1 protein-coding gene and 1 pseudogene are annotated in these 1,160 nt (G+C 48.3%); both read left to right on the forward strand.

Going from position 1 to position 1,160, the window contains the following annotated elements; genetic code table 11:
- A partial coding sequence (gene opuBA / locus ACWHAR_RS22440) for a choline ABC transporter ATP-binding protein OpuBA (protein ID WP_452087875.1) occupies positions 1-747 on the forward strand: 747 nt, incomplete at its 5' end.
- A gap of 16 nt (positions 748-763) precedes the next feature.
- Positions 764-1,160 (forward strand): annotated as a pseudogene (opuBB, locus tag ACWHAR_RS22445) (choline ABC transporter permease OpuBB); the annotation flags it as partial.

Consider the following 1,160-nt stretch of genomic DNA (forward strand, 5'->3'; position numbering starts at 1 on the left):
TATGAATTAAGCGGGGGGCAGCAGCAGCGAATTGGTGTATTACGGGCACTTGCCGCGGAGCCGCCGCTTATCTTAATGGATGAACCGTTTGGGGCACTCGACCCGATTACGAGGGATTCCCTCCAGGAAGAATTTAAAAAACTGCAAAAAACCTTACATAAAACCATCGTATTTGTTACCCATGATATGGATGAAGCGATTAAGCTGGCAGACCGGATTGTGATTTTAAAAGCGGGAGAAATCGTTCAAGTTGGAACGCCCGATGACATTTTAAGAAATCCGGCAGACGAATTTGTTGAGGAATTTATCGGCAAGGAGCGGCTGATTCAGTCATCCAGCCCGGATGTTGAACGGGTTGACCAGATTATGAACACACAGCCTGTAACGATCACCGCGGATAAAACGCTTTCTGAGGCCATTCAGCTGATGAGGCAGGAACGGGTCGATTCATTGCTGGTCGTCGATGACGAGCACGTTCTGCAAGGCTATGTCGATGTTGAAATCATTGATCAATGCCGGAAAAAGGCCAATCTCGTAGGTGAGGTTTTACATGAAAATATATACACAGTACTAAGCGGCACACTGCTGCGCGACACGGTCCGCAAAATTTTAAAACGGGGTGTCAAATATGTTCCCGTTGTGGATGAAGACCGACGCCTGATCGGAATTGTGACGAGGGCAAGTCTGGTCGACATCGTGTATGACTCCCTCTGGGGAGAAGAAAAGCAGCTCGCAGCATTGTCATAGGGAGGGGCGATAAGTCATGCATCATATTGTTCAATTTTTGCAAACCAATGGGGGCGAGCTTCTTTATAAAACATACGAGCATATTACGATATCGCTCATTGCTGTGATCCTGGGCGTGCTGGTTGCCGTCCCCCTCGGAGTTGTACTTACCAGAATGAAAAAAGGAGCCGGCACCATTATCGGCATTGTCAATATTATTCAGACGCTGCCGAGTCTGGCCATCCTCGCTTTTTTTATCCCGCTCCTTGGTGTAGGGAAGGTTCCGGCCATTGTGGCTTTGTTTTTCTATTCCGTATTGCCGATTCTTCGCAACACGTATACTGGCATTCGCGGCGTCAACAAAAATCTGCTCGAATCTGGTAAAGGCATAGGAATGACGCCGACTGAACAAGTCCGCTTGATGGAGCTGCCGC

Source organism: Bacillus sp. LR--39 (genome assembly GCF_053613335.1).